Source organism: Thermobacillus sp. ZCTH02-B1 (assembly GCF_002159085.1).
Taxonomy (GTDB): domain Bacteria; phylum Bacillota; class Bacilli; order Paenibacillales; family Paenibacillaceae; genus Thermobacillus.
On sequence record NZ_LZRU01000024.1, the window covers coordinates 45,248 to 65,957 of the forward strand.

Here is a 20,710-nt window from a genome sequence, read left to right on the forward strand (position 1 = left end):
TGCGGACGCCAGGCGGTTTCGCAAGCCGGAACCGGCGAAGGTTTATGCGGCGGATGCGGATGGCGATGGACCGGATGGACGATCGGCCGTTCGGCATGCGTGAGAAGCGGATGTCCGCGTCCGGCGGGTATGTTTTAGGCGCGATCGGGGAAAGGTATAGCCGCCATCACATCCAAGACGGGAGGAACCTGCACATGGCGCGCCGAGGCGGAGTCCGGTTTGATTTCCCCGACGAGCACCAGGCGTCCCTCGCGTTCTCCTTGCTGCAGGAGCTCGGCTACGAGCCGAAGCGGCGGGGACGGGAAGTCGAGATCCGGCTCGACGGCAACGACCTGGTGTCGGCGATCGAGATCGCGGCGGCCCACGGCGGCGAGCTGGCCGGAGCGGGAACGGGCGCGGAAGATTCGCTCGAAGCGGCCTACGGCCTCGACGAGATTCCGATTCCGGCGCACAGGGTCCCGCACAGGGTCGAGCCGGAGCAGCCGGAAGCGTGACGCCGGCGAGGAACGAAGCATCGCCGGATGAGCCGGCGGGAAGCGAACCATCTCCGGGATGAGCCGGCGCGGGGCGAAGAACCGCCGGGAATGCGCCGCGGGACTGCACGGATGCCGGGATTCACATGACCGGGCCTGCCGGAATTGCTCCGGACGGCCTTCAATTTTTCCGGCCGGAACAGAAACCGGGTATGGGATGACGGGTCATGGCGGGTGTATGATAGGGGAAATCAAAACTTTGCGATATCTGCTGTTCGCCGGGGCGGTCCTGTCCGTCATTCCCGTGGTGATCCTGTTCTTCTTCTGCCGGCGTCTGTTCGTGGAAGGCATGATGCAGGGCGGAATCAAAGGTTGACGGACGTGCCGGATGAACGGGTTGCGGCGGCCGTGTCGGGTGCCGGAAACGTTCATCCGGTTCTTTTTATGTCCGGCATTGGTCACTCCGCCGCCCGTCCGCCGGCCGCGAGCTCCGCGGCGCGACCGGGTGGTTCGTCCGGAGGTCGACGCTGAGCTCCCGCGCCCGGCCGACGAGCGCCCGGACGACCGTCTTCGCGCTGTCCGTCACGGGGAACATCCGGCCGTCGTCCTCCTCTTTCAGCCGGATGCCGAGGTTTTCGAAGAAGGCGATGATGTCCCGGTTCGAAAACACCGACAGCGCGCTGTACAGGAACCGGCCTCCGCCCGGAATGTGCCGGATCAGCTCGTCCAGCGGCTTTGCGTTCGTGACGTTGCAGCGGCCGCCGCCCGAGATGGCCAGCTTGCGGCCGGGCTTGTGCCCTTTGTCGAGCAGAATCACGCGGGCGCCGCGTTCCGCCGCCGCGATCGAGGCCATGAGGCCGGACGGACCGCCGCCGACGACCAGGATGTCCGCGTCCATTTCCTGCGCAGCCTCCTTCGGATCGCCGCCGGACTTGCCAGCGGTTCAGACTGAAAGCGATAATGATCATAGTGGAATTCGGCTCCGATTGCAAAAGGGTTTCCACCGACGTTCCGGCTTTCGACAGGAGGTCATCGGGATGGAGCTTGTGACGGAAACGCTTGTCCTGCCGACGGAAGACGGTGTCCGTCTGCATGTCCGCTCCTGGCTGCCTTCCGGCGTGGCGCGCGGCGTCGTCTGCATCGTGCACGGCATGGGCGAGCACGGCGGCCGCTACGCGCCCGTGGCGGAGGCGCTCGTCCGGGCCGGGCTTGCGGTCTACGCCGTCGACCAGCGCGGCCACGGGCTGACGCCGGGCAAGCGGGGGCACGCGCCTTCCGCCGAGCGGCTCGCGCTGGACGTCGCCCGTTTCATCGGCATGGCCGGCGCCCGTCACCCGGGATTGCCGGTTTTCCTGTACGGCCACAGCATGGGAGGCAACATCGCGCTGAGCTGTGCGATCCGCTGCCGGCCGCCGGTCGCCGGGCTCATTCTGACGAGCCCTTGGCTGAGGCTCGCCTTCGACCCGCCGGCGATGAAACTGTGGATCGGCCGCATCGCCTCGCGGGTCTGGCCGAAGCTCACGATGTCGACGGGGCTGGGCGGCTCGCTGTATCGCAATCCCGCGCAGAGCGAGGCGGACAGCCGGGATCCGCTGCTGCACAACCGGATTTCGGCGGCGATGTTTTTCTCCGTCCGGGACGAGGGGGAACGGTCGCTCCGGGAAGCCCGGAGGGAGCTCCGGGTGCCGGTGCTGCTCATGCACGGGACGGAGGACACGGTGACATCGTTCGCCGCGAGCCGGGAGCTCGCGGAAACGTTGCGCGAACGGTGCGAGTTCGTCCCGTGGGAAGGCGGCTGGCACGAGCTGCACAACGACAGGGACCGGGAGGAAGTGCTGGAGCGGATCATCGGCTGGATCGACGGCCGGATCCGGGAGTGGAGCGGCCGGGACGGCGGGTGAAGTCCGGACCGGCGGAGGCCGGTGACCGCGGATTTGGCCGTCAGGGGATGCCGCGTCGCAGGGTGTGTGGGCGATTCCGGGGGCGCAACGAAGTGCCGCGTTGCGAAGGCACCCGCGAGGTGCGGCGACGGGAAGATGTGGAGAAGGGAAGAGCGGATTTGCCGGAAGTCATCGAAATCGGCGGACTGGCGCTGAACGGCATGATGCTTACCGCGCTCATCTCGGCGTTTGCCGGGTACGGGGCGCTGTGGTTGTGGAAGGTGCGGGCGCGCGGCAGCCGGTCCGGACCGTGGGGCGATCTTGCGGTCGGGGCCGCGGCGATCGCCATTTTCGTCTGGAAATTCGGCGTGCTGTTCCGCGATCCCTCGATCCTGCTGGAACAGCCGCGCCTGCTGTTTGTCGTCATCGGATCGGGCGCGGAAGCCTACGCCGGGGTGACCGCCGCCGGACTGTTCTGGATCTGGCAGGCGCGCCGCATGGGAGTGGGAATGCTCCGGGCGCTCGACGCGTTGGCGGTATCGGCGGCGGGCGGGCTGCTGGCCTGGAACCTGCTGTCGGCGCCGGAATACCGGTGGGGTTATGCGCTGGTGTGCGCGGCGCTGCTCGCGCTGTTGATCGGCCGCCGCGCGCCGGAAGCGGACCGGACCGCAGGACGCACGGAAGGTGCGGAAAGCCGGACGTTCCATGCGGAACCGGCGAAAGGGGAAGCGTCGGAAACGTACGGGCGACCGGAGACGGATGCGGCAAAGGCTGCCGCAAGCGGGGACGGAGAGGCGGCCGCGCTCGCCGGCTATGTGCTCGGCGCGGGCTGCCTCGCGGTCAGCCTGTTCGCCGAGCCGGCGCCCTGGGTCAGGCCGCCCGAACGGTTCGGGCTGACGAGCACGCAGCTCATCTTCATCGCCGCCGGACTTGCCGCCGCGGCGTTGGATGTGTACCGGGCGAGAGCCGGCCGGAAAGGACGCACATTCGACGCCCGTCAGGATAATGCCGGTCTCCGGGGGAATACTAGCCCCGGAAGGAGGCTCTTGCAGATGGGCGAACAGCAGGATCGGCGCGAGCGCAAGGACGAGACGTACGGCGGTCCGAGCGCAGACGGCCGGAACCGAAAGGACCGCGCGCCGTCGGACCCGGCCGGCGCGGGCTTCGACAAGAAAAACGACGGACCGAACCGGCCGTCCGTCTGAAGCGGGGTGAGCTCCATGGACCGGCAACCGGGGAACGGAAACGATGCCGGGCGGCATCCGGAGGAGCGGCCGGCCGCGGGTTCCGGGCCGGAGATGCGCCACCCTGATCCGCAATCCGGACAGCGGGGGCGTACGGACGGAACCAAGGCCGGGAAAAGGGTCTCGCTGAACGGAACCGGCGATCCGGAACTCGATCCGTTCGAGATCAACTTCCTGCCCGAGTTCCGCGTCGGACGGGGACCGCGCGGGCCGTTCGTGAACGAGCACGGCGTCGTGATCGGCGACCACGAATACGCGTCGCCGAACTCGCCGCTCGAGAATTGGTCGAAGGACACGGACCCCGCCGTCATGAGCGGCGACCAATGGGTGCATCCGTTCAAGGACATCGGCTTCCGTACCGCGGAGAACCGGATGCTGTTCGAGGAGGGCATCCCGCCGCAGGCCGGCATTTTCATGCATCCCGACAAGGATGCGGCTTACAAGGCTTTCCGGACGGACGATCCCGCCGGCGGGCGGTCCCAACCGGAGAAGGAACGGCCGGAGTGACGGAACCGAACCGCATGGGCGCGTCGCCAATCAACCGCACCGGACCGACCGACGGTCCCGACCGGACCGGCGGAAGGTCCGGTTGCTTTTCTTCAGCCGCTGCCCGGGGGTATAATAGTTACCAAACCCCGCTGGAGGAGTGAAAGCACTCATGTCGATGTCGTTCGAACGATATATGCTGGACATGATTCAGCCGATGCGCGACGAGCTGACCAGCATCGGATTCAAGGAGCTCAGAACGCCGGAGGAAGTGGAGGAGCATCTGCCGAACGCGAAGGGCACGGCGCTGGTGTTCGTGAACTCGGTGTGCGGCTGCGCCGGCGGCCTGGCGCGTCCGGCCGTGCGGCTCGCGCTGCAGCATGAAGTGAAGCCGGATCACCTGTTCACCGTGTTTGCCGGCCAGGACAAGGAGGCGACGGCGAAGGCCCGCGAATATTTCGCGCCGTATCCGCCGTCCTCGCCGTCGATGGCCCTGATGAAAGACGGCGAGCTGGTCCATTTCATCGAGCGTCACCAGATCGAGTACCGTACCGTCGAAGAGATCGCGGCGGACCTGATCGCGGCGTTCGAGGAGCATTGCCGCTGAGGGCGCCGGGGGCGGACGGCATGGGGATGCAGCAGGAGATCATCGCCGCGCTCGGCGTGAAGCCGCAGATCGACGTTGAAGAGGAAATCCGCCGGCGCGTGGATTTCCTCAAGGAATACGTGAAGAAGGCCGGGGCCTCCGGCCTGCTGATCGCGATCAGCGGCGGCGTCGACAGCGCGACGGCGGCCGCCCTGTGCAAGCGGGCGACGGACGAGCTGACGGCGGAGACGGGCCGGGAATACATGACGCTCGGCGTGTTCCAGCCCTACCATACGCAGGAGGACATCGAGGACAGCTATCTCGTGGCGAAGGCTCTCGGCCTGAAGTACACGGTCGAGACGCAGATCGGAGACGCGGTGGACGGGATCGCGCTGGAAGCCGAACGGGCGTTCAAGGCGATCGGCCGGCCGCGCCATCTGAGCAAGGAAGCGAAGGGCAACACGAAGGCGCGCACGCGGATGGTCGTCCAGTACGCGCTTGCGTTCGATCTGAATCTGCTCGTCGTCGGCACGGACCACGCGTCCGAGGCGATCACCGGATTTTACACGAAATGGGGCGACGGCGCGGTCGACCTGACGCCGCTCAGCACGTTGAACAAGCGCCAGGTGCGGCAGCTCGCCCGGGCGCTCGGCGTTCCGGAGAAGATCATCAACAAGACGCCGACCGCCGGTCTGTGGGAAGGGCAGACCGACGAGGGCGAACTCGGCATATCGTATGAGGACAACAGCGACTATCTCGAAGGCAAGGCGATCGATCCGAAGATTGCGGCCGAGCTCGAGCGGCGGTATCTCGCCACCGAGCACAAGCGCAAGCCGATCCCCGGCATCTGACGGAGACGCGCACGTGACCGGAATCGTTCTGCACGGCCGTCGGCAGCTTTCAGGCTGCCGGCGGTCTTTTTTTCCGCATTGCAGCGCTTGACATTTTGTCTCGAGGACATTATTTTTTAGTTGAGCCAAAAAGTTTACCTAAGGAAAAATAGTTGTCCTCCAACATCATAGTTGCATGTCATCACAACTTGCGGGACGGGAGTGGAAAGAAGATATGCGAAAGCGGGGAACAGGCAAACGGACCGGGCTCGCGATCGCGCTGATCCTGATGGTGCTGCCGCTTGCGGCGTGCGGATCGGAAGCGGGCAGAGGCGGCTCGGACGGTTCGGGGGCGGACGGCGCCATCCGCGTCGTGACGACGATCGCCCAGATCGCCGAGCCGATCTCGGTCATCGGGGGAGACCGGGTGCATGTGGAAAGCCTGATGGGACCGGGCGTCGATCCGCATCTCTATCAGGCGTCTCAGGGCGATATCCGGAAACTGGAGCGTGCGGATATCATTTTCTGGAACGGGTTGCACCTCGAGGCGAACATGCTGCGGGCGTTCGAAGAGATCGGCAGGAGCCGGCCCGTGCTGGCGGTCGGCGAGGCAATCCCGGAGGACCGGCTGCTCACCGACGAGACCGGAGCGGTCGACCCCCACGTCTGGTTCGACATCGATCTGTGGAAGATCGCGCTCGAAGCCTCCGTGGAGAAGCTCAAGGAGCTGTCTCCGGACGATGCGGAATGGTTCGAAGCGAACAAGCGGGAATATTTTGCGAAGCTGGATGGACTGAAGGAAGAGGCGATCGGCTGGATGTCGTCCATTCCGAAGGAGCGGCGGGTGCTCGTGACGGCGCACGACGCGTTCGGCTACTTCGGGCGGATGCTGGACCTGGAAGTGGTCGGCCTGCAGGGGCTGAGCACGGAGGATGAAATCGGCCTGAGCGACATCGAGCGCACGATCGACCTGCTCGTCGAAAGGCGGGTGCCGGCGGTGTTCGTCGAGAGCAGCATCAACCCGAAATCGATCGAGGCCGTCATCGAGGGCGCAAAGCAGCGCGGCGTCGACGTGAAGCTCGGGGGAGAGCTGTTCTCCGACGCGATGGGAGACGTCGGCACGGAGGAAGGCACGTATATCGGCATGTACCGGCACAACGTCCGCACGATCCATCAAGCGTTGGCCGGAGAGGAGTGATCGGAGATGGATGCGACGCGGCAGGTCGGCGTTGCGGACAAGGAGCGGCTTGATGCGGGGCGGGAGCCCGCGCTGCGGGTGACGGGCCTTGCCGCGGCCTACCGCAGGAACCGGGTGCTGGAGGACGTGACGTTCGAGATTCTGCCCGGCACGCTCACGGCCATCGTCGGTCCGAACGGAGCGGGAAAATCGACGCTGCTCAAGACGCTGCTGGACCTCCATCCGCGGCTCTCCGGGGAGGTCCGCTTCTTCGGCACGACGTACCGGAACGCGAAGCGCAGGGTCGGATATGTGCCGCAGCGGGGCTCGGTGGACTGGGATTTTCCGACCGACGCCCTGGATGTGGTCATGATGGGGTTGTACGGGCAGATCGGCTGGCTGAGGCGCCCGGGCCGCCGGCACCGGGAACTCGCGATGGCGGCGCTGGAGAAGATGGGCATGGGGGCGTACGCGAAACGCCAGATCAGCGAGCTGTCCGGCGGACAGCAGCAGCGGGTGTTCCTCGCCCGCGCGCTCGTGCAGGACGCCGATCTGTACCTGCTCGACGAACCGCTGGCCGGCGTCGACGCCGCCACCGAACAGGCGATCATGGAGCTGCTCAAGACGCTCCGCTCCAACGGGAAGACGGTGATGGTCGTGCACCACGATCTGCAGACGGTGCAAGATTGCTTCGATCACGTGCTGCTGCTGAACCGGTCGGTCATCGCCCACGGTCCGACCGCGGAAGTCTTCACGGCGGAGCATATCGGGCGAACGTACGGCGGTCTGCTCCGCGGATGGGAGAAGGTGACGGGATGACGGGCCTCTCCCACAACGCGCAATGGGTGCTCGTCAGCACCCTGATGCTCGGCTCGGCGGCCGGCCTGGTCGGCTGCATCGCCTATTGGAAGCGGCAAAGCCTGATGGGCGACGCGCTCGCGCACGCCGCGCTGCCGGGCGTCGTCGGCGGCTTTGCCCTTCTCGGCTTCAAGAGCCTGCCGGTCATGCTTGCGGGGGCGGCGGCGAGCGCCCTGCTCGGGGCGCTGGCCGTGGCCGCGATCCGGTCGCACACCCGCATCAAGGAAGACACCGCGATGGGGATCATCCTGTCCGTCTTCTTCGGGCTCGGCATCATGCTGCTGACAATCGTGAACCGGATGCCGGGCGGCGGGCAGAGCGGTCTGGACAAATTCATTTTTGGCCAGGCGGCGGCGATGGTGCGGCAGGACATGCTCGTCATGACGGCCGCGGCAGTCGTCGTGCTGCTCGTCGTGCTGATCTCGTTCAAGGAGTGGAAGCTGTATCTCTTCGACCCGGCGTTCGCGCGCGGGCTCGGGCTGAGCGGCCGGCTGATGGACGCGATATGGATGACCCTGCTCGTCGCCGTCATCGTGATCGGCATCCAGGCGGTCGGCGTCATCCTGATGGCCGCGCTGCTCATCATCCCGGCGGTCAGCGCCCGCTACTGGACGCATGCGTTCAGCCGGATGCTGGCGCTGTCGGCGCTGTTCGGCGGCGGCGCGGGGGCGGCCGGCACCTGGATCAGCACGCTGGGCGACGGCTGGCCGACCGGGCCGTTCATCGTGATCGCGGCGGCGGGGATGTTCCTCGTGTCGCTTCTCTTCGGCTTGCGAAAAGGGCTCCTCGTGACGGCGATGCTGCGGCGGAGACAGGTGCGGCGGCTGCGGGCGGAGACCGTCCGCAGCGAAACGCTCGCGGAAGGGGAGGCGCTGCCATGACGGGCTATGACGGATGGATTCTGCTCACGGCCTCGCTCGTCGGCCTGACCTGCGGCCTCGTCGGTTCGCTGCTCATCCTGCGGCGCATGGCGATGATGGCGGACGCGATCAGCCACTCGGTGCTGCTCGGCATCGTCGTCGCCTACCTCGTCACGCGGGAGCTCAGCGGCGTGCACATGCTGATCGGAGCGGCGGCGGCCGGCCTGCTCACGGCGGTGCTCGTGCAGTGGCTGCACCAGCTTGGCGTGCGGCAGGAGGCGTCGATCGGCATCGTGTTCACGACGCTGTTCGCGATCGGCGTCGTGCTGATCGCGACGAAGGTCGGCAACGCGCATCTCGACGTGCAGCACGCGCTGATGGGCGAGATCGCGTTCATCCCGTGGGAGACGGTGCGTGTCCCGGGGATCGGCGACATTCCCGAAGCGGTGCTGATGCTGCTGATCGTGCTGGCCGTCGTCGGCGGGCTGATCCTCGCGCTCTACAAGGAGTGGAAGATCACCTCCTTCGATCCGGCGCTGGCGGCGGCGCTCGGCCTTCCGGTCGCGTTCATGCACCATCTGTTCATGGCGATGGTCTCCGTGACGGCGGTCGCTTCGTTCGACGCGGTCGGCGCGATCCTCGTGATCGCGATGCTGATCACGCCCGCCGCGGCCGCGTATCTGTGGACGGACCGGCTGTCCGTCATGCTTCTCTTGAGCGGACTGTTCGGCGTGGCATCCGCCTGCGCGGGCTACGCCGTTGCCTGGCTGATCGACACGTCGATCTCGGGATCGATGGCGTTCGCGACGGGCGTGCTGTTCCTCGTCAGCTCCCTGGCCGCGCCGCGGCACGGCGTGCTCGCGCGGAGGCTGCGGGCCCGGCGCGCCGGAGCGGCACCGTCCCGGGCGCAACGGACAACCGGCGCCTGAACCCCGCACCCGGGCGTTTCGTTTTCCGACGGAACGCGCGAAACGGGGGCACGGGCGCTTTTTTTCATGTATAATGAAAGGGTACGAAATACGGGGTTGCATCGGGAGGTTGACATTGGACAAGCAGCGTTATCTTCAACGTACGCAGGACGGTCTGTGGCTGACCGAGGACGAGAAGGAGAATCTGAAGCTCAGCTACCGGGTCCGGGACGTGTTGTTCGAGGAACAGAGCCCGTTCCAGCACGTGATGGTGCTCGATTCGTACGATTTCGGGCCGATGCTGGTGCTGGACGGCGTCGTGCAGACGACGTCGGTTGACGGACACATCTACAACGAGATGCTCGCGCACATGCCGTTGACGCTGCATCCCGCGCCGCGCCGCGTGCTCATCATCGGCGGCGGCGACTGCGGCGTCGCGAAGGAAGCGGCGAAATACGACGTCGTCGAGACGATCGATCTCGTCGAGATCGACGAGGCCGTCGTCCGGGCGTGCAGGAAGCACATGCCGGAGGTGTCCGGCGGCGAGCATCCGGATCCGCGCATTCGCCATCACTACTCGGACGGCGTCGAGTTCGTGAAAGGCCGGCAGGGTGAATACGACGTCATCATCGTCGATTCCTCCGATCCGGTCGGGCCCGCCGAGCAGTTGTTCAGCTCCGCGTTCTACCGGGATCTGCATGCCGCGTTGGACGAAGGCGGCCTGATGGTCTGCCAGAGCCAGTCGCCGATCTTCCACCGGGACGTCATGCTGCGCACCTGGGAGAGGATCGGCAGCCTGTTCCCCCACGTCCGGATGTACACGGCGGTCGTGCCGACGTACCCGGGCGGGCTGTGGAGCTTCACCCTCGGCTCGAAGCGGCCGCTTCCGGCGCCGGAGGAGATCCGTTTCGATAAAGAGGCCTTCTACGTGAACGAGAACGTGCTGCGCGCTTCCTTCGCGCTGCCGGCCTTCCTCGAGAAGCTGATCCGGGAGCGCGGCGGAAAGTAAGGCCCCATCACGCATGCGAACCGCAACGGAAAAGCCTTGTCACGCGGCATCGGGCCGCGGACAAGGCTTTTCTTGTCCCCGTGCTGCCCTTGGGATCGGGCATGTCCGTCCGGCGGCACGCGTCACTCCTGCACGGGCCGGCCCGCTTCGCGCAGCGCCCGGCTTCCGGCCGGCCAGAGCGTCAAGAGGCTGAACAGCGCGCCGCTGATGACCAGCAGCCGTTCGATCGGGACGATGTCGGCGGCCGGTCCGAAAAGGAACATGCCGATCGGCATCATCGAGGAAGTAATCATGTTGAACACGCCGAACACCCGCCCCAGATAGACGTCGTCCACCTTTTCCTGCAGGAGGACCTGGGCCGGCGTATAGAGCAGGGGCGACGCGATGCCCGCCACGCCCATGACGGTCAGGTATGCCCAGAACGAGAAAACGATGCAGCCGAGGCCGACCGTGCTGAGTCCGAGCGCGGCGCAGGCGAGCGCGATCGTGTGCGTCCGGTTCCGGAAGCCGCCCCAGGCGGCGATCAGCGCGCCGCCCAGCATCATGCCGGCCGAATAGACGATCTCGATCGCCGTCAGCTTCCAGTATTCGCCGCCGAACGTGCGCGCCACCTGCAGCGGCGTCAGATACGCGGCCGGCGCCATCAGCAGAAACGCCAGGGCGAAGAAGGACAGATACTGCTTCAGGAACGGATGGTTGCGGATGTAGCCCAGTCCCGCCCGAAGCTCTCCGAGGTATCCGTTCGTTTCATCCTTTCCGGACTTGTCCCGGGCTCGACCGGGCACGCGCACCAGGCCGAGCAGGATCGCAATGCCTGCCGACGCGGTGACGACGTCGATCATGAAAATGATCTCGATGGAGGCCCAGGCGAGCAGCGAGGCGCTTACGATCGGCGCGACCAGCGTCATGAACGACTGCAGGCTCCCGAAAATGCCGTTTACCGCGGTCAGCCGATCTTCGGGCACGAGCTGCGGCAGCAGCGCGCCGACCGCCGGCGTCTGGACGCCCGCGCCCGCCGCGCGGATCGCCGAGATCGCGAACAGCAGCCACAGCGCGTCGTATCCCGCCGCGAACAGCAGGATGAGGACGAGCGTCGCGGCGGCGATGCCGGCGTCGGAGAGGGCGATGAGCAGCTTGCGGTCGTACCGGTCCGCCCAAACGCCGGCGAACGGCGAGAGGATGAAGGTCGGCAGAAAGCCGCAAATGATCGAGATCGTCATCATGACGCCGGATTCCGTGGCCAGCGTGATGTGCCACAGGATCGCGTACTGCACCAGCAGCGATCCGAACATCGAGAAGGTCTGGCTGCCGAGGAACAGCGCGGTGTTCTTCTTCCAGTTCGTTTGCGCGTTCATTGCGACGTTCACAGGTGCTTTCACTCCAAAGCGTCGTTGCGCCCTCCGTCCCCTGCATCATATCAATATCGCACAACCGGCGGCGCATTTCCAGCTGGGGCGTGGCCGCTTTGTCCGCCGCGGTTTGCCGCGGTTGCCCGGGGAATCGGAACATAAGGTTGACAAGCCTTCGATTACAAGTGTAATCTGATATTGATTACACTTGTAATTTTTCGCGGGGAGTTGTGACGGATGGGCGGCATTCCGAGAATATCCGACGCGGAATGGGAAGTGATGCAGGTGCTCTGGTCAAACGCGGCGCCGATGACCGCGCAGGAGGTGATCGACCGGCTTGCTCCGGCGAGGGCTTGGAGTCCGCGCACGGTGAAGACGCTGCTCAACCGGCTGCTGAAGAAGGGCGCCGTCCGCCACGAAGTCCGGGGCAAAATGTACGTCTATTCCCCGGCCGTGAGCGAGGAGGCGTGCGTGCGGGAGGAGCGGCGCCATTTTCTGCAGCGGATTTACGGCGGCGCGCTGGCCCCGATGATCGCGCATTTCCTGAAGGATGAGCGGCTGACCCGCGAAGAGATCGAGGAGCTCAGGCGCATCCTGGACGAGAAGGTGCGGGAAACGCCATGACGGGGCTTTCGGCGCTCAGGGAGCTGTTCCTGTCCTTTCTGCATCTGTCGCTGGCGGGATCCGTCGTCATGGCGCTCGCGCTGTTCACGCGGGCTTTGCTGGGAAGGAGACGCGACCCGCGGATCTTCCATATTCTGTGGATCGCGCTGGCCGCGCGCCTGCTCATCCCGTGGTCGCCGATGCCGGGGTTCGACTGGCGGGATGCGGCGCACGCGCTGGCCGGCGCCGGATTTCGGCCCGCCGCCGGGCTTGATTCCGCGCTTCCGATGCCAAAGTCGGCATTTGCGGAGCCGGTCGATCCTGCGGGAGGCGTTCCGCCTGTCGATTGGACCGGGGTTGCAACCGGCGTATGGCTTGCCGGCGCTGCGGCCGCCGCCGTCTCCTTCGCGGCGTCGCATTGGCGATTCCGGTCGGCCGTCCGCAGACGGGCCGTACCGGTCGGCGGGGACGGACGTTCTTTGCGGGAATGCCTCGATGCGTGCCGGGCGGAGCTGGGCGTCCGCGCGCCGGTCGAGCTGCGGATGACGGCGCTCGTGTCGTCGCCGGCGGCTTTCGGCCTGCGGAAGCCGGTCATTCTCGTCCCGCGGGAGCTCGCCGGACGTCTCGGCCGTGAAGAATGGTCGTGCATCTTCGCGCACGAGCTGATCCACGTGAAGCGGTTGGACACGCTCTGGAACACCTTGATGGCGGCGTTCGCGGCTGCGCACTGGTTCAATCCGCTCGCCCGGATCGCCTGGCGGGCGATGCGGGAGGATCAGGAACTGGCCTGCGACGCGGCGCTGATCCGTCGGATGGATCCCGTCCGCTACGGGCGCACCCTGCTCAGGGTGGCGGAACTTCAGGCGGCCGGCGGCGATCGCGCCGCCGTCCCGTTCCTGTCGGGCAGAAGGAAATCGGTGCTGAGGAGGATGGATATGCTGTTTTCGAGGAAAAGCGCGGCGTTCACCCTGCTCGCCGCCCTCTGCATCGCGGCGGTGTCGGCGGTGGTGGTGCCCTCTCCGGAACTGCGGGCCGGCTCGGCGGCGCCCGGGTCCGCTCCGGCAGGTGCGTTCATCGCTCCCGTATCCGGCACGATCGTGTCGGGCTACGGCGAAGCGAAGAAGTACAATGTCCACGCGATCGCCATCGCAGCCGAGGAGGGGACGCCCGTTAACGCGGCGGCCGACGGCATCGTGATCCGGGCCGGGCGCGAGGGCGGCGACGGCAATCGCATCGTCATCGCCCACGCCGGCGGATACGAATCGGTGTACAACCATCTGCGGGACATCCTGGTGGCGGAAGGCGAGCGGGTACGGCGGGGCCAGCAAATCGGCACGGTGGGGTCCACCGGCAACAGCACCGGACCGCACCTGTCGTTCGAGCTGCTGCGCGGCGGCGAATTCGTCGATCCGGAGAGCGTGATCGCATTCGACATGCCGCGATGGGATTCGTAAGCGGCCGATCCGCGTTTTGTGCGTCCGCTCGCAGGCGGTGCAATGGAAGCGGCGCTCCGGTCCGGGCCGGAGCGCCGCATGTTTGATCGCCACCATCGACGGGCAGGCGGACGACGGGCAATCGGTCCTCCGCCTAATTCAGCCGGTAGACCATCTCGTATTTGTTGCCGCACGGGTCCGAGAAATACACTGCATTATAGGTCGGGCTAGGGTTTGCCAGTCTTCAGGCACCGATTGCAGCGTAACCGTTCCGGACCCGCAACCTGCCGAAGGCTGCCCGTGAAGGCAGCCTTCTTCCGTTTGGGGGCCCGCTTACGTTCGCACTTCCGTCGCTTCGCGGATGCGCCGCAGCCTCTCTTCCCAATGGCGGCGCATCAGCAGCGGCTCCAGCTTCACGTGCGCCGGCAGGTAATAGCCGCCCTTCCGCCCCGTCTCCGCCGCGATCGGCACGCCGCTCGCGCAGAGCGCGTCGATGCACCGGTAGACGGTGCGGATGTGCACCTCCAGCTCCTCCGCGAGATGCCGGGCCGTCATCCGGTCCCTGACCTGAGCAGCATCAGAATGGCGAGCAGGTTGTCCGCCCCGGGCATCCCCTCACCTCCGTTTCGTGCCCGGCCGGATCGGAAAACGGGCCGCGGCGCGGCGAAGCGGGCATGCGCTTGCCGCCGGCACCGAATCCCGTTCATTCATCCGACCGCGTCGCCCGAACCGGCCTTCGCATCATGCCGCGCAGCCTGTTCCTCGCATCCGCGTCCACCCGCCGGGACTCGATGGTCTTCCGGATCGCCATGTTATGGGTGAAATCGTCCAGCGTGCTTTCCTCCAGCCAGGCCATCGTCCGTTCGGGATCATGCACGAAGCAGACCGAGATCGCCCAGGCGACGGCCATCTTCGCGTAATAGCCGTCGTGCCGGATGCGGCCGCACCATTCCAGCACCCGGTCGATGTACTCGTCATCGACGAAATACGTGAGCAGCATGACGACACCGAAGCGGACCTCGAATTCCCGGTCGGAGGCGAGATACGGCTGCAGGAAGTCCCACACCCGCCGGCGGTGCGCCTTTGCAAACTTCAGCCCGGCGCAGAAGCTGTCGCACACCGACCAGTTGTCGATCCGCGGCACGAACGCGGCGACATGCCGCAGCAGCTCTTCGACGTCGGCCCGGGCATAGCCGATGACCATCCCCTGCAGCATCGTCTCTTCGAAATACCGGTTGTCGGCGTGCCGGAGGAACGCGCGCCAGTCGTCGTTCCGGGCGATCGATTTCGCCAGCCGGCGCAATTCCGGCAGCCGGACGCCCAGCAGATGGTCCGCGTTCGGAATGAGGGACGACGCGAACTTCCGGTATGCTTCGTCGGCCAATGCTTCAAGCGCTCGTCTGATATCCCGATCCACGCGATTTCCTCCGAACATTTCATCAATTGTCTCCAGCTTGAGTCTAACAATCAGACGGCCTCGTCACCAACGGGTACGGCCCGCCGCCCGATGTAATGCAAATCTGCATCAGATTTTCGCGAAAATGGCCGGAACGATTGATTGTACTGCAAATTTGCAGCATATCGGCCGTTTCTCGCGAAATTCGCCGAAGTATCATGCATCGCGCAACGAAGCACCTCGCGTACCGGCGGCGTGCACCGGCTTTCCCCGTCCGCCGCCATGTACGGAGCCATCAGCGAGCGGATCAGGAAGCGCGTGATTTCCGGGTTCTCCCCCAGGGCATCGTACGGAATGGACACGACGCGGTAGCCGAGCGTCTGCAGGAACGTTTCGCGATTCCGTTCGCGGCGGAACCGGGTACGGTCGGCCTGCTGCACGCGGGGGCCGTATCCCTTGATCTCGAACGCAAATCCGGCATTGCCGCGGATCCAGGCGAAATCGACGAAATCGGGCTGACCGCGCCAGCCGGCCACCTCGTACTCGGGATGCAGGTGGTCGAAGCTGCCGTACAGCGGCCACCAGACCCGCTCGAGGAACAGGCGCTCGCCGTGTCCGTGTCCCCGCAGCAGGCGGCTCCTGCGTTCCCCGGTGCGGCGCTTCGGGTGCGATGCCAGCCACGCTTCGTGCATGACTTCGAATCCCCGGCGGACGAAGCTTGCCAGAAACGGGAATGACCGCCAATATAGAAAAAGAAGAGAAGGCCGCATTCCGTGCGGACCGCCCGGACTTCGGAGGAGGGATCGGCGTTGAAAATCCTGCTGCTCGGCGCGACGGGAGCCACCGGCCGGCATGTCCTGGAGCTTGCCCTGAAATCGGGGGATCACGTGACGGCGCTCGCCCGCCGGCCGGAGGCGCTTGCCGCCCTGAAGGGACGCGCCGCCGTCATCGCCGGTGACGCCACCTCGCCCGACGACGTCGCGAGGGCGATGGAAGGACAGGACGCCGTGATCGCGGCGCTGGGAAGAAGGCAATCCCTTCGCGCCGAAGCATTGTTTACCCGTGCGGCCGAGGCCGTGGTCCGTGCCGCCGATCGGACCGGCGTGACCCGTCTCGTATGGATGTCCTCCTTCGGGGTCGGGGACACGATCCGGGACGCGTCTCTCGTGCAGCGTATCCTGTACCGGACGCTGTTAAGCGATCTCTACCGGAACAAGGAAGCTTCCGAACGCATCATCCGGGAGAGCGGGCTGGACTGGACCATCGTCTATCCGACGGCATTGACCGACGGACCGGCCACGGGGAACTATCGTGCGGCCGAACGCATCCGGATGAAGGGCTATCCCCGGATCAGCCGCGCCGACGTCGCGGATTTTCTGCTCAGGGCGGCGCGCGATGCCGCGTGGATCCGGCGGCACGCAGTCATCACCGGCTGACGCATCCGTCGGCGGGTCGCGCGCGAGCCCGTCGGGACGGGGTCCGGCAAAATCCGGCGCATCCTGTCCGATACATACGAATGGGAGATCCTTCAAGCCATGCACACATTTGCAATCGCATTCGGTGTGACAAGCGCATTGTTCATCTACACGGCAGTCAACGTCTACATCGGCCGGCGGCTGTATCAGGGGCTGGCGAGGCTGGCGCCGCGGCTGAAGGGCCGCGCGTTCGGATGGGGATACGGCACCGCGGCGGCGGCATTCCTGCTGTCGTATTTGCCCTTGCCGCAACCGATCCGGTGGGCGGCGCTGGCATTCGGCGGCTGGTGGATGGGGATCTGGTGCTATCTCCTGCTGTGGTTCGTCGCCGCGGACTTCGCGCTGGCGATCGGCAGGCTGGCGAGGCTCGTTCCTTCGCCGCTTCCCTCATCCGTCCGCTTCGGCGCCTGGCTGCTCGCCGTGCTGCTCACGATCGGATTCGCGGGCTACGGCGGCTGGCACGCCACGCAAATCCGGGAAGTGCAGTACGAGGTGAAGCTGGGCGATGCCGAAGCCGGTTTCCCGCCGCTCAGGATCGCGCTGATCAGCGACCTGCATCTTGGCGCGGCGCGGTCGGAGAGCCGGCTGGAGGAGATCGTCGCGCGGATCAACCGGATGGAGCCGGATCTCGTCGTGATGGCGGGTGACATCTTCAACGACGACTTCACGGCGATCCGGGATCCGGAGCGCGCCGGTGAACTGCTGCGGCAGCTCAAAGCCCGGTACGGCGTCTATGCGTCGCTCGGCAACCACGACGCGGGCCGGACGCTCCCGCAGATGCTGCAGTTTCTCGAAGACAGCAACATCACGGTGTTGATGGAGGAATACGAGGTCATCGGGGATCGTTTCGTGCTGATCGGCCGCCTGGATCCGTCGCCGATCGGCGGATACGGCGATCGGACCCGGATGCCGACCGACGAACTCCTGGCCGGGCTGGAGGGCGTGGATCGCAAGCTTCCTCGGATCGTCCTGGACCACACGCCGAGCCGGCTGGGGCAGTACGTGGACCGGGTGGATCTCATTCTGTCGGGGCACACGCACAGGGGGCAGATTTTCCCGGCCAATCTGGTCACGCGTCTGCTCTATGAAGTCGACTACGGTTACCTGAAAAAGGAACCTGCCGGTCCCCACGTCATCGTCACGTCCGGAGCCGGCACATGGGGCATGCCCATGCGCGTCGCCACCGACTGCGAGATCGTGGAGATCGTGCTGGAATTCTAGCCTGCGGGAGGCGACCGGATGAACAGCGCGGACAACATATCGAAGCATCATCTGCGGAACGTGTACGTGATCGCGGGGCACGCCTGCGGCGGCAAGACGACGGCCAGCCGGACACGATCCGCAGGATCGGGGAGCATTTCGGCTTCGGCAAGTGAGGCGAAGCGGAACAACGGGCCGCCAAGAGCCGGCAACGATTGAAGAAGAGGTGTGGGAATTCATGTCACTGGCTTCGGAACTGGTTTCCTCCGTCATTCAGCTTCTCGTTTTTGCCTTCATTCCGTTCGTCGTGTATGTGGCCAGCCGGAAAACGGTGAAAGGCTTCTTGCGGGACCTCGGCTTCCATCCCGCGGAAAGGCGGTCATGGCAGCTGATGTGGATCGCCTTGGCCGCGGTCTGCGTGATCCACCCGGTCCATTACCTGATTCCGGGGATTCCGGAGGTGATGAACAGCGAAGCCTCCTTGAACGGCAAGGTGCGTGCCGCCGGGTTTTCGGTCGAGATGGTCCTCGTCGTGATCGTCGTTTCGTGGATCAAGACGGCGCTTGCGGAAGAGATCCTGTTCCGGGGCTTCCTCGCGAAGCGGCTCATCCGCCGCTGGGGCTTCGTTGCGGGCAATACCGTTCAGGCTGCCGTATTCGGCGTCATTCACGGCGCGCTCCTGATGCTCTTGTCGGAGATTCCGATTCCCTTGCCGGCGCTTGCGGCGGTCGTCCTGTTCCCCGCAGCGGCGGGCTATGTGCTGGGCTGGATCAAGGAAAAGCAGGGGAACGGCAGCATCCTGCCGGGCTTTGTCGCACACGGTCTCGGCAACAATGTCACGCTGCTCATGGTCATGTTCGGATGGGCATGACGCCGGTGCATATTTTCGTAAAAAAACACCGCACGGACGCGGAACCGCGAAACGGCTCGCCGCAACGCCGCCGCTTCCGGAGCGGCGACCTCAAGATGGAGGCGGAGCGGCTGGCGTTTCCCGACGGTTTCTTCAACATCGTCTCGTGCAGGCAATCGGAGTTCAACGCCGCTGAAGCCGCGCGGGTGCTGGTCCCGGGCGGACGGTTCTTCACGCAGCAGGTCAGCGAAGGCGACAAGCTGAACATCAAGCAAGCGTTCGGCCTTCAGACCGGCAAGCCCGGCGCGCTGCGGGACCGCTGCGTGCGCGAACTGCGGCAGGCGGGCTTCGTCGACATCGACGTGATCGAATTTACGATCATCGAGTATTTCCGGACGCCGGCGGATCTCCTGTTCCTGTTGAAGCACACGCCCACCATCCCCGACTTCGGGCGGAAGGACGAGCACTTCGAGATCTTCGGGCGGTTCATCCGGGAGAACCGGACGGAGAAGGGCATCCGGACGAACATGGAGCGCTTCATCCTCACGGCCCGGAAACCGCAATAGCACGGCGAAAGAAAGCAGGATGCCCGGCCGAACGGGCATCCTTCGGTTTGATGGCCAGGCCCCGTAAAAACGGGGCTTCCGCTTCAAGTTACAGGTACGCTTCCAACTTCAGCCGGCCTTCGCCTGTTCCGTGCCGACAATTTGCTCCAGATTGCGAATCAACGCTTCGAGCCGGTTATAGTTCGCGAGCACCTGTTCGATTTGTTCACGCTGCCGGTGTACGCTTGACAGGGATGTCGTTCGCCGACTCGCCGGATTGGGATGTGATGGATGCGACGGAATTGAGCTCGGCCACGATCTCGTCCGAAGACGTTTTGAACTGTTGGATGAACGCATCCACTTTCTCTACGCGGTGCAACGTCTGCACGGCATTGTCCGAAATGCGGTCCAGGGATTCCTCCGAGCGCAGAACCGAATCGTTTCCGCGGACAAGCGTCTGTTTGACGTTGTCGAACCGCTCGGTCAACCGGCGGGTTTTCTCCTGCAGCGATTCGAGAATTTGCCCGATCCGGACGGCGGAAGAACCCGAGTGCTCCGCCAATTTGCGAATTTCATTGGAGACAACGGAAAATCCGCGTCCGTGTTCGCCGGCCCGGGCGGCTTCGATCGCGGCGTTCAACGACAACAGATGGGTTTGATTGGAGATTTCGGTGATCGTGGATACGATGATGCCGATTTCGTCGCTTTGTCGCTGCAGTTCCTCCATGGATGCGTTCACTTCATCCATGACGAGAAAGATCTCGTGCATGGAGTCCGTCGCATCCTTGATCGTCGAACGGCTGTTTCTTGCGATATCGGCCGTATCGATGGAACTTTCCTTCATCAGGCTGGAATCCTCGGTCATGTTCCCCAGCGCTTCGCTCGTATGCCGGATGGTGTCCAGCACATCGCCGATGCTGGCCGTCTGCTCGTGAAGGGCGGAATGGAACTGCCGGAACCGGCGCTCGATGTTTTCGGCCGTCTTCCCGGTCACTTCGAGGACATCCTGCAGCTCTTGCCCGAACTGGCTCAAGACCTGAATGGTTTGCTTGAGTTCCAGGATAAGCGCTTCGCTCTTCCGCTGCTCATCCCGCGCCTCCCTGTTGCGCCGGATCAAATCTTTGAACATCCGTTCCGTGAGCAGGGCGACGATGGTCATTGCAACACCGGAGATGAGAACGGGGACGAAGCCCACGAGCATATCCGCCGTGCCGATGCCGGTCTGCATCGATACGGCCAGATTTCCGGCCAGCGCAAGTGCCACTGGCGTAAAGTTCATGTAAGCTGATCACAGTCCCACTCCTTAGCATCGGTCTCCCCTCTGAAGCTTTGCTATGTTCCTCATCAGAGGGAGACGATTCTACAGGGGTGGGTCATTTTCTTTCCGGCGCTGCAGGGTCAATTATATCCCGGCGGTGACAGAAAATCCCCAAACTCAGGCAGGGCAGCTACTTTCCCAGCTTGCTTGAACCTCGCCGGCGGGCGGAAAAAGCCCTCCTTGCCGTGGTTCAGGAGGCGTATGTCCATGGCGTAAGTACCCGCAAAGTG

The 20,710-nt window shown here is 65.2% G+C and carries 23 protein-coding genes and 2 pseudogenes; 19 read left to right on the forward strand and 6 right to left on the reverse strand.

Annotated elements, in window-relative coordinates; translation table 11 throughout:
• The first annotated feature begins 194 nt into the window (after positions 1 to 194).
• Positions 195 to 494 carry a CTAG/PCC1 family protein gene (locus A9Z00_RS11260; RefSeq protein ID WP_296977254.1) on the forward strand — a complete coding sequence of 100 codons (300 nt, stop codon included), beginning with the start codon at positions 195 to 197 and terminating at the stop codon, positions 492 to 494.
• Positions 495 to 972: 478 nt separating this feature from the next.
• Here the strand turns inward: A9Z00_RS11260 and A9Z00_RS11265 are convergent.
• Positions 973 to 1,371, reverse strand: a pseudogene (locus A9Z00_RS11265) (FAD-dependent oxidoreductase); the annotation flags it as partial.
• 139 nt (positions 1,372 to 1,510) lie between these two features.
• Here A9Z00_RS11265 and A9Z00_RS11270 point away from each other — a divergent pair.
• The 10 genes from A9Z00_RS11270 (at position 1,511) to speE (ending at position 10,311) form a co-directional block, all read left to right on the forward strand.
• Positions 1,511 to 2,374, forward strand: coding sequence for an alpha/beta hydrolase (locus A9Z00_RS11270; RefSeq protein WP_296977257.1), 864 nt, complete (start codon positions 1,511 to 1,513; stop codon positions 2,372 to 2,374).
• Positions 2,375 to 2,493: 119 nt separating this feature from the next.
• Positions 2,494 to 3,558: a hypothetical protein gene (locus A9Z00_RS11275; protein WP_296977260.1), complete on the forward strand. Its 1,065-nt coding sequence runs from the start codon at positions 2,494 to 2,496 to the stop codon at positions 3,556 to 3,558.
• A gap of 15 nt (positions 3,559 to 3,573) precedes the next feature.
• The gene (locus tag A9Z00_RS11280; RefSeq protein WP_483316296.1) at positions 3,574 to 4,104 is read left to right on the forward strand and encodes a DUF3905 domain-containing protein; all 531 of its coding nucleotides are present in this window, start codon (positions 3,574 to 3,576) and stop codon (positions 4,102 to 4,104) included.
• A 151-nt stretch (positions 4,105 to 4,255) separates the two neighbouring features.
• The gene (locus tag A9Z00_RS11285; protein WP_296977263.1) at positions 4,256 to 4,690 is read left to right on the forward strand and encodes a BrxA/BrxB family bacilliredoxin; all 435 of its coding nucleotides are present in this window, start codon (positions 4,256 to 4,258) and stop codon (positions 4,688 to 4,690) included.
• Between the two features lie 20 nt (positions 4,691 to 4,710).
• Positions 4,711 to 5,520, forward strand: coding sequence for an ammonia-dependent NAD(+) synthetase (nadE, locus tag A9Z00_RS11290; RefSeq protein ID WP_296977264.1), 810 nt, complete (start codon positions 4,711 to 4,713; stop codon positions 5,518 to 5,520).
• A 214-nt stretch (positions 5,521 to 5,734) separates the two neighbouring features.
• Positions 5,735 to 6,697, forward strand: a complete 963-nt coding sequence (locus tag A9Z00_RS11295; protein ID WP_296977267.1) for a metal ABC transporter solute-binding protein, Zn/Mn family — start codon at positions 5,735 to 5,737, stop codon at positions 6,695 to 6,697.
• 6 nt (positions 6,698 to 6,703) lie between these two features.
• Entirely contained in the window at positions 6,704 to 7,495 is a 792-nt protein-coding gene (locus tag A9Z00_RS11300) for a metal ABC transporter ATP-binding protein (protein WP_296977270.1), read from the forward strand.
• Positions 7,492 to 8,415, forward strand: coding sequence for a metal ABC transporter permease (locus A9Z00_RS11305; protein ID WP_296977273.1), 924 nt, complete (start codon positions 7,492 to 7,494; stop codon positions 8,413 to 8,415). The genes A9Z00_RS11300 and A9Z00_RS11305 overlap by 4 nt, the downstream gene beginning before the upstream one ends.
• Positions 8,412 to 9,323 (forward strand): metal ABC transporter permease, encoded by a 912-nt coding sequence (locus A9Z00_RS11310; RefSeq protein ID WP_296977277.1) that lies wholly within the window; start codon positions 8,412 to 8,414, stop codon positions 9,321 to 9,323. The genes A9Z00_RS11305 and A9Z00_RS11310 overlap by 4 nt, the downstream gene beginning before the upstream one ends.
• Positions 9,324 to 9,396: 73 nt before the next feature.
• Positions 9,397 to 10,311 carry a polyamine aminopropyltransferase gene (gene speE / locus A9Z00_RS11315; RefSeq protein WP_483316297.1) on the forward strand — a complete coding sequence of 305 codons (915 nt, stop codon included), beginning with the start codon at positions 9,397 to 9,399 and terminating at the stop codon, positions 10,309 to 10,311.
• A 122-nt stretch (positions 10,312 to 10,433) separates the two neighbouring features.
• On the opposite strand, the gene A9Z00_RS11320 is transcribed toward speE, so the two are convergent.
• Positions 10,434 to 11,666, reverse strand: a complete 1,233-nt coding sequence (locus A9Z00_RS11320; RefSeq protein WP_483316301.1) for an MFS transporter — start codon at positions 11,664 to 11,666, stop codon at positions 10,434 to 10,436.
• A gap of 231 nt (positions 11,667 to 11,897) precedes the next feature.
• Between A9Z00_RS11320 and A9Z00_RS11325 the strand changes: the two genes are divergently transcribed.
• Positions 11,898 to 12,284, forward strand: coding sequence for a BlaI/MecI/CopY family transcriptional regulator (locus tag A9Z00_RS11325; protein ID WP_296977285.1), 387 nt, complete (start codon positions 11,898 to 11,900; stop codon positions 12,282 to 12,284).
• Positions 12,281 to 13,717, forward strand: coding sequence for a M56 family metallopeptidase (locus A9Z00_RS11330; protein ID WP_296977289.1), 1,437 nt, complete (start codon positions 12,281 to 12,283; stop codon positions 13,715 to 13,717). The genes A9Z00_RS11325 and A9Z00_RS11330 overlap by 4 nt, the downstream gene beginning before the upstream one ends.
• A 312-nt stretch (positions 13,718 to 14,029) precedes the next feature.
• On the opposite strand, the gene A9Z00_RS15885 is transcribed toward A9Z00_RS11330, so the two are convergent.
• The 3 genes from A9Z00_RS15885 to A9Z00_RS11345 all read right to left on the reverse strand — a co-directional run bounded on the left by A9Z00_RS15885 (position 14,030) and on the right by A9Z00_RS11345 (position 15,784).
• Positions 14,030 to 14,251: an HTH domain-containing protein gene (locus tag A9Z00_RS15885; RefSeq protein ID WP_483316298.1), complete on the reverse strand. Its 222-nt coding sequence runs from the start codon at positions 14,249 to 14,251 to the stop codon at positions 14,030 to 14,032.
• Between the two features lie 148 nt (positions 14,252 to 14,399).
• Positions 14,400 to 15,113 carry a DNA alkylation repair protein gene (locus tag A9Z00_RS11340; protein WP_296977291.1) on the reverse strand — a complete coding sequence of 238 codons (714 nt, stop codon included), beginning with the start codon at positions 15,111 to 15,113 and terminating at the stop codon, positions 14,400 to 14,402.
• A 50-nt stretch (positions 15,114 to 15,163) separates the two neighbouring features.
• A complete protein-coding gene (locus A9Z00_RS11345) occupies positions 15,164 to 15,784 on the reverse strand; it encodes a hypothetical protein (RefSeq protein WP_296977294.1) in 621 nt (206 codons plus the stop codon).
• Positions 15,785 to 15,901: 117 nt separating this feature from the next.
• Between A9Z00_RS11345 and A9Z00_RS11350 the strand changes: the two genes are divergently transcribed.
• The 5 genes from A9Z00_RS11350 (at position 15,902) to A9Z00_RS11370 (ending at position 19,183) form a co-directional block, all read left to right on the forward strand.
• Positions 15,902 to 16,528 carry an NAD(P)-dependent oxidoreductase gene (locus A9Z00_RS11350; protein WP_296977297.1) on the forward strand — a complete coding sequence of 209 codons (627 nt, stop codon included), beginning with the start codon at positions 15,902 to 15,904 and terminating at the stop codon, positions 16,526 to 16,528.
• A 99-nt stretch (positions 16,529 to 16,627) separates the two neighbouring features.
• A complete protein-coding gene (locus A9Z00_RS11355) occupies positions 16,628 to 17,788 on the forward strand; it encodes a metallophosphoesterase (protein ID WP_296977300.1) in 1,161 nt (386 codons plus the stop codon).
• 18 nt (positions 17,789 to 17,806) lie between these two features.
• The gene (locus tag A9Z00_RS11360) at positions 17,807 to 17,986 is read left to right on the forward strand and encodes a hypothetical protein (protein WP_296977302.1); all 180 of its coding nucleotides are present in this window, start codon (positions 17,807 to 17,809) and stop codon (positions 17,984 to 17,986) included.
• Between the two features lie 19 nt (positions 17,987 to 18,005).
• Entirely contained in the window at positions 18,006 to 18,638 is a 633-nt protein-coding gene (locus tag A9Z00_RS11365; protein WP_296977305.1) for a CPBP family intramembrane glutamic endopeptidase, read from the forward strand.
• 95 nt (positions 18,639 to 18,733) lie between these two features.
• On the forward strand, positions 18,734 to 19,183 hold the full coding sequence (locus tag A9Z00_RS11370) for a methyltransferase domain-containing protein (RefSeq protein WP_296977306.1): 450 nt from the start codon (positions 18,734 to 18,736) through the stop codon (positions 19,181 to 19,183).
• A gap of 205 nt (positions 19,184 to 19,388) precedes the next feature.
• On the opposite strand, the gene A9Z00_RS11375 is transcribed toward A9Z00_RS11370, so the two are convergent.
• Entirely contained in the window at positions 19,389 to 20,426 is a 1,038-nt protein-coding gene (locus tag A9Z00_RS11375; RefSeq protein ID WP_296977309.1) for a methyl-accepting chemotaxis protein, read from the reverse strand.
• A gap of 158 nt (positions 20,427 to 20,584) precedes the next feature.
• On the opposite strand from A9Z00_RS11375, the pseudogene A9Z00_RS11380 reads away from it, so the two are divergent.
• A pseudogene (locus A9Z00_RS11380) lies at positions 20,585 to 20,710 on the forward strand (transposase); the annotation flags it as partial.